Source organism: Spirillospora sp. NPDC049652 (assembly GCF_040675125.1).
Classification (GTDB): domain Bacteria; phylum Actinomycetota; class Actinomycetes; order Streptosporangiales; family Streptosporangiaceae; genus Spirillospora.
Genome location: NZ_JBFAOF010000391.1, coordinates 1 through 6247 on the forward strand (window position 1 = coordinate 1; position 6247 = coordinate 6247).

Below are 6247 nucleotides of genomic sequence, written 5' to 3' on the forward strand. Positions count from 1 at the left end.
GCGCCGGATGGCCCGCCGCGAGTCCGGCGCCCGCGTCACCGCCTACCGGGAGAAGGCGCTACGCCGGGTCGGCTGATACCACGCGACGGCGGTCGGACCCGTGGGGTGAGGGGTCCGGCCGCCGCGCGCGGTCACACGGTCACGTGGTCACTGGGGATCAGAAGGCGCCGGTGCCGTTGGGGGTGCCGAGGCCGGTGGGGCCGTCCCAGCCGGTGCGGGCGGTGCAGAGCTGCGACGGGGAGCAGGAGCCGTTGCTGCCGCTGGTCACGTCGAACAGCGACGAGGTGTGGGAGTAGGGGTAGTTGTTGTCTACCGAGGAGGCGTTGCCCGCCAGGGCGTAGACGGACGCGATGAGCGGGGCGGACGCGCTGGTGCCGCCGAAGACCATCCAGCCGCTCTGGCCCTGGTAGGCGGTGCTGTCGTAGACGGCCACGCCGGTCGCCGGGTCGGCGACGGCGGAGACGTCCGCGACGGCGCGCCGCGAGCAGCCCGTGTTCGCGCCCGCCTGGCCGGACAGCGCGGTGTTGTAGGACGAGCAGCCGCTGCCCGCGCCGCTCCACGCGGTCTCGGTCCAGCCGCGGGTGGTGCCGGAGGTGCGGAGCGAGGTGCCGCCGACGGCCGTCACGTAGTGGGACGAGGCCGGGTACTCGACGCCGTAGCCGGAGTCGCCGGAGCTGACGGTGATCGCGACGCCGGGGTGGTTGTAGTAGGAGCCGTAGGTCGAGTCCGAGGCGTCCGAGCCGCCGTAGCTGTTGCTCACCACGTGCGCGAGCCGGGCGGCGGTGTTCTCGGCGGTGCCGAGGTTGGCGAACGAGGCCGACGAGGCCTCGACCAGGACGATCTTGCAGTTCGGGCAGGCCGCGGAGACCATGTCGAGGTCGAGCGAGATCTCCTGGGCCCAGCCGCCGTTGTTGCTCGGCAGGCTGGTGCCGCCGGTCTGGTTGACCTTCTTGAAGCAGCCGTTGGCGGTGGTGCAGGACGGCAGCCCGTACTGCGACCGGTAGACGTTCATGTCGGCCTCGGCCGTCGGGTCGTTGTAGGCGTCGACGATCGCGACGGTCTGGCCCGAGCCCGCCGTCGAGGACGGCAGCTTGTAGGCGCTCTGCAGGTTGGCGGGGCTGAGGCCGCTCGGCGCCGCGAGGGCGGCCTTCAGGGCCCGGGCCGAGACGGCCACGTCGTCGCGGACGATCGCGTGGCAGTGCGCCTGGCCGGCGCGGGCGGTGGCGCACGAGTGGTGCGTCCCGGCGGGAGCGGCCGGGACGGCGGGGCTCGCGGAGGCCGTTCCGAAGGGCGTGCTGAGCACGGACGCCGCGGCCAGGAACATCCCGGTCATCGCGTACCGCAGGTGGGGTCGCCGCATGGGGCTCTCCTCGTGAGGCGGGGGACAAGGGCGGCGCCCGAGGAGGGCGCCGCCCGTGAGGATCACACGCGGAGACCCCGCCCGAATAGTCCGGAAGCAGGCATTTCATCACTTCTGTCACTGGTCGCCAGCGGGGTGCGCGGCCCGCTGTGACGAGCCGCCAAACTTGCTCGTTTGAGCAAGCGATAGGGATTTCCCTCTTGCCGCGGATCCGGCGGCAGGAGGCAATCACGCGGGTTACCGGGCGCGCTGGTCGGCCACGGCCCGCGCGACGGCCCGGAGGGCGGGCAAGGTGTCGGCGTCGTTGACCGAGTACAACGTGGAGCGGACGATCACGACCCGGCGCACCGGGTCGACGTAAATGAGCTGGCCGCCGAGGCCGCTGGCGCGACCCGACCGGGGGTGCGGGGTATGGCCGGAATCGGTGGGCTCGTCCCCTCTTGACGCCATGACCAGCCGGGTCTTAGATGCATCTGCGGTGCACGCGGTCCTCGCGCACTGGGCGGTGCGGAGGGCCGGAGCGACCCCGGGGACACCGTCCGCGCGACGACCGCCGCGCGGTGTCACCTCGTGCCGGGAGTCCCTCTTGTCCCTGCTCAGCCACCCACACCGCCGCGGGGTCGCGGCGCGCCGCGCGCCCGTCTGGCTCGCGGCGATCGCGCTCGCCGGAGCGGCCGCGTCGGCCCTGCCCGCGACCGCCTCGCCCGGCGCCGCCGGCGTCCTTCCGGCGCCGCGCCCGCACGCGACGGACTTCACCTACCTCGGCGCGTCCGAGACGCCGCCGGCCGAGGCGGACTGCGCGTCCGTCGGCCGCCGCTGCTTCGGCCCGCGGGCACTCCAGAACGCCTACAACGTCGGCCCGCTGCACGCCAAGGGCCAGGACGGCCGGGGACGCACCATCGCGATCGTCGACGCGTTCGGCTACGACCAGGCCGAGGCCGACCTCAAGGTCTACAGCCGGCAGTTCGGGCTGCCGCTGATGTGCGGGATGCCGGACGTGGCGTGCGAGCCGGGCATGCCGTCCATCACCCGTCTCCAGCAGGGCGGCCGTCCGGTCAAGGAGCCGCCGTCCAACAACGGCACCGGCCAGGAGGACAGCAACGGCTGGGCGCTGGAGGTCGCGCTCGACCTGGACATGGCGCACGCCATGGCGCCGGGCGCGAACATCGTGCTGGTGTCCACGCCGACCGCCGAGACGCTCGGCACGCAGGGCTTCCCGCAGTTCATGAACCTGGAGCAGCAGGTCGTGGACAACGGCATGGCCGACGTCATCTCGCAGAGCTTCGGCTCCGGCGAGGAGGCGTTCCACTCGACCGCGTCGCTGGAGAACCTGCGGCACGCGTTCAAGGCGGCGGCGGCCAAGGGCGTCACCGTCCTCGCCAGCTCCGGCGACGACGGCAGCGAGAACGGCTTCAAGACGCCGGTGAAGAACCCGGCCGCCATCCCGTACGCGTCGGTCGGCTGGCCCGCGTCGGACCCGCTGGTCACCAGCGTCGGCGGCACCTACCTCTGCCTGGACGGCGCGACCGGCACGCACGTCGACAACACCAACCCGCCCGCCGCGTGCTCGCGCTTCCCGGGGCAGCGCGAGGTCGGGTGGACGTTCGCGGGCGGCGGCTTCAGCCACGTGTTCGGCAGGCCCGCGTACCAGGACACGCTGCCGGCCGGGTCCACCCCGATCGGCTCGATGCGCGGCGTCCCGGACATCGCGTCGCAGGCCAGCTCGGCGACCGGCGTCCTCGTCCGCGACACCGCGCCGGGCGCGACCGGCGTCAAGTGCCCGAGCGGCGACCCTTGCAGCTCCGGCTGGTACGTCGTCGGCGGCACCTCCGCGTCCACCCCGCAGTGGGCGGGCCTGGTCGCCATCGCCGCGCAGATCGCGGGCCACCCCGTCGGGCAGATCAACCAATCGCTGTACGACCTGGCGAACGGCCCGTCCTACGGCGCGTACTTCTTCGACGTGACGACCGGCAACAACTCCAACCCCGACTATCCGACCATCCCGGGCTACCCGGCCACCAAGGGCTGGGACCCGATCACGGGCCTCGGCACCCCGAACGCCGCCGCCCTGATCCCGGCCCTCGCCGCCCGCTCCTGACCCCGGACCGGCCCTGAACCGGCCCTGAACCGGCGCCGACCGGCCCCGGCGTGGAACCCCTTCCAGCTCCGCGCCGGGGCCTCCGCACGCCGTCACTCGGTGAGGCGGATGAGGCGGCGGTCGGCGGCGACGCGGACGGCGGCGGTGCGCGAGTCGACGCCCAGCTTCGCGAAGATGTGGACGAGGTGGGTCTTGACCGTGGCCTCGCTGATGAACAGCGCACGCGCGATCCGCCGGTTGGACATGCCCTGCGCGAGGTGTTCGAGGATCTCGACCTCGCGCGGGCTGAGCGCCGGGGCCGGGTCGCGGACGCGGTGGACCAGGCGGGTCGCGACGGCCGGGGACAGCGCGGTCTCGCCGCGCGCGGCCGTCCGGACGCCCTGGAACAGCTCGTCCGGCGGGCCCGCCTTGAGCAGGTAGCCGGACGCGCCGACCTCCAGGGCGCGGGAGATGTCGGCGTCGGAGTCGTAGGTGGTCAGGACGAGGACGCGCGGCGGGTCCGGAAGGGCGAGGACGCGGCGGGTGGCCTCGACGCCGTCGATGCCCTCGCCGAGGCGCAGGTCCATCAGGACGAGGTCGGGACGCAGCAGGCCCGCCTGCCGGACGGTCTCCTCCCCCGTCCCGGCCTCGCCCACCACCTCCAGGCCGTCCTCGCCCGCGAGCAGGGCGCGCAGGCCCGCGCGCACGACGGGATGGTCATCGGCGATGAGGACGCGGATCAGCGCGTCCCCCTCGGGCCGGTCGTTCGCGGAGGGCCGGTCGTTCGCGGAGGACCGGTCGTTGGCGGGGGTCATGGACGGCTCCTCGGGAGGCGGGCGGCGACGACGGTCCCCTCGCCCGGTTCCGACTCGACGACCAGGGTGCCGCCGACGCCCGCGATCCGGGCGCGCATGCCGGGCAGGCCGTAACCGCGGTCGCCGCGGCCGTCGTGCGGGTGCGGCGCGGCCGGGTCGAAGCCGCGGCCGTCGTCGGCGACGTCCAGCGCGACCTGGTCGTCCAGGTAGGACAGGGTGATCACGATGCGGGCGGCCGCGGCGTGCTCGCGGGCGTTGGCGAGCGCGCCCTGCGCGACCCGGTGCAGCGCGGCCCCCTCCTCCGGGGTCAGCGGGTACTCCTCGCCCTCGACGCGCAGCGCCGCGCCCTCCCGGTCGGCCAGCGAGCGCAGCGCGTGCGGCAGCGACCCGGCGGCGAGGTCGGACGGAGCCAGCGCGCGGACGAACCGGCGCGCCTCGTCCAGGTTCCCGGCCGCCTCACCCGCAGCCCGCCGGACGAGCGCACGGGCGGTCTCCGGGTCGGTGTCGAAGGCGCGGTCGGCGGCCTGGAGGAGCATTCCCATGCTGGTCAGGCCCTGCGCGAGGGTGTCGTGGATCTCCCGGGACAGCCGCTGCCGCTCGCCGAGGATCCCCGCTGTGCGCTGGGTGCCCGCGAGGGCGGCCGCCATCCGGTGGAACTCCAGGAAGATCACCAGGATCATCCCCGACACCGCGACCGGCGCGAGCACCAGGCTGAGATCGAACCTCGGAGCCAGCCGGAGCTGCGCGAACACCACCGCGGCGGTGACGGTGACCGCGCCGGCGACGGCCGTGCGGCGGTCGAGCAGGCGCAGCGCGGCGAAGTACAGCGGCGGGGCGCACCAGGCGAAGCTCGGCGCGATCAGCACCAGCGACAGCCACACGGCGGTCACCGCGACCAGCCAGGCCAGCAGTCCCCGGCGGCCGAGCCGGTCCCACAGGACCGTCCCGGCGACGTAGAGGAGCGCGAGCAGCCCGCAGAGTACGAACTTGGGCCACGCGCTCTCCGCCACCCCGTGCCGGGCGGCGAACCGGGACGCGGACGCGGCGAGCAGCAGGAAGAACGCCGCGTGCATGGCCAGGTCGATCCGCGACTCCGCCGTGCGGGCGACCCGCGCCGCGCCGGTCCCGGCGTCCGCGGACGCGCCCGCCGACGCCGCGTCGGCGATCTCCGTCCCGCTCGTGTCCGTGCTGGTCACAGGCCCCTCCTCCCCCTTGGTCTCGCACGCTACTCGGCGCGGACGGGAGGCCGGGACGCCGGGGCATCCATCGTTCGGTTGATGTCGGTCCCCACCGTCCTTGCGATGGCGGGGGCCGTTCCGGTGGCCAGGCTGGAGACATCGCACAACGGAAGGAACGACCACTGTGAAGAGCTTCAAGAACCTCGTGGGCATGGCGGCGGGCGTGGCGCTGGTGGGCGGCGCCGTGGCGATGTCGGCGGCGACCGCCGACGCCGCCCCGGCCGCCCCCGCGAAGGGCGGCCAGGCCGTCACCCAGACCCGCGCCCTCACCGCCGACGCGGCCATGAAGGTCGCCGACGCGGCCCGCAAGGAGGCCGCCAAGCAGCACCAGCGCGTCGCCATCGCGATCGTGGACCGGTCCGGCGACCTGAAGCTGGTCGTGAAGGACGACGGCGCGGGCCCGCAGACCGTCGAGTCGGCCAAGCGCAAGGCGTACACCGCCGTCGCGTGGGGGCAGCCGACGTCCAAGCTGAGCCATAACGCGACCGGCAGCGGCCCGTCGGTGAAGGACATCCCCGGCACGCTGTTCCTCGCGGGCGGCGTTCCGGTCGCCTCGGGCGGTTCCCCGATCGCGGGCATCGGCGTGGGCGGCGCTCCGCAGGGCTCGATCGACGAGTCCATCGCGCAGGCCGGGCTGAACGCCATCCAGAACCAGCTCGGCTCTCCGAGGTCGTCGACCTGCGCGCCCACTTCGCCGCGCGGCTCCCGCTCCAGGTCATCTGCGAGCTGCTCGGCGTCCCCGACGACCAGCGCGCCC

At 74.3% G+C, this 6247-nt stretch carries 6 protein-coding genes; 2 read left to right on the forward strand and 4 right to left on the reverse strand.

Annotated elements, in window-relative coordinates; all coding sequences use genetic code 11:
- Positions 1 to 157: 157 nt before the first annotated feature.
- Together AB0J52_RS23005 and AB0J52_RS23010 are read right to left on the reverse strand one after the other, a co-directional pair.
- On the reverse strand, positions 158 to 1360 hold the full coding sequence (locus AB0J52_RS23005) for a S53 family peptidase (RefSeq protein WP_500184008.1): 1203 nt from the start codon (positions 1358 to 1360) through the stop codon (positions 158 to 160).
- 237 nt (positions 1361 to 1597) lie between these two features.
- A complete protein-coding gene (locus AB0J52_RS23010) occupies positions 1598 to 1810 on the reverse strand; it encodes a hypothetical protein (protein WP_500184009.1) in 213 nt (70 codons plus the stop codon).
- 136 nt (positions 1811 to 1946) lie between these two features.
- Here AB0J52_RS23010 and AB0J52_RS23015 point away from each other — a divergent pair, with 136 nt between their 5' ends.
- Positions 1947 to 3458 carry a S53 family peptidase gene (locus AB0J52_RS23015; protein ID WP_500184010.1) on the forward strand — a complete coding sequence of 504 codons (1512 nt, stop codon included), beginning with the start codon at positions 1947 to 1949 and terminating at the stop codon, positions 3456 to 3458.
- A gap of 92 nt (positions 3459 to 3550) precedes the next feature.
- Here the strand turns inward: AB0J52_RS23015 and AB0J52_RS23020 are convergent, their stop codons facing one another.
- The gene (locus tag AB0J52_RS23020) at positions 3551 to 4252 is read right to left on the reverse strand and encodes a response regulator (RefSeq protein WP_500184012.1); all 702 of its coding nucleotides are present in this window, start codon (positions 4250 to 4252) and stop codon (positions 3551 to 3553) included.
- Positions 4249 to 5448 carry a sensor histidine kinase gene (locus tag AB0J52_RS23025; protein WP_500184013.1) on the reverse strand — a complete coding sequence of 400 codons (1200 nt, stop codon included), beginning with the start codon at positions 5446 to 5448 and terminating at the stop codon, positions 4249 to 4251. The genes AB0J52_RS23020 and AB0J52_RS23025 overlap by 4 nt, the downstream gene beginning before the upstream one ends.
- A 166-nt stretch (positions 5449 to 5614) precedes the next feature.
- On the opposite strand from AB0J52_RS23025, the gene AB0J52_RS23030 reads away from it, so the two are divergent.
- Positions 5615 to 6247 (forward strand): GlcG/HbpS family heme-binding protein (locus tag AB0J52_RS23030; RefSeq protein WP_500184014.1); only part of this gene is annotated, 633 nt, incomplete at its 3' end.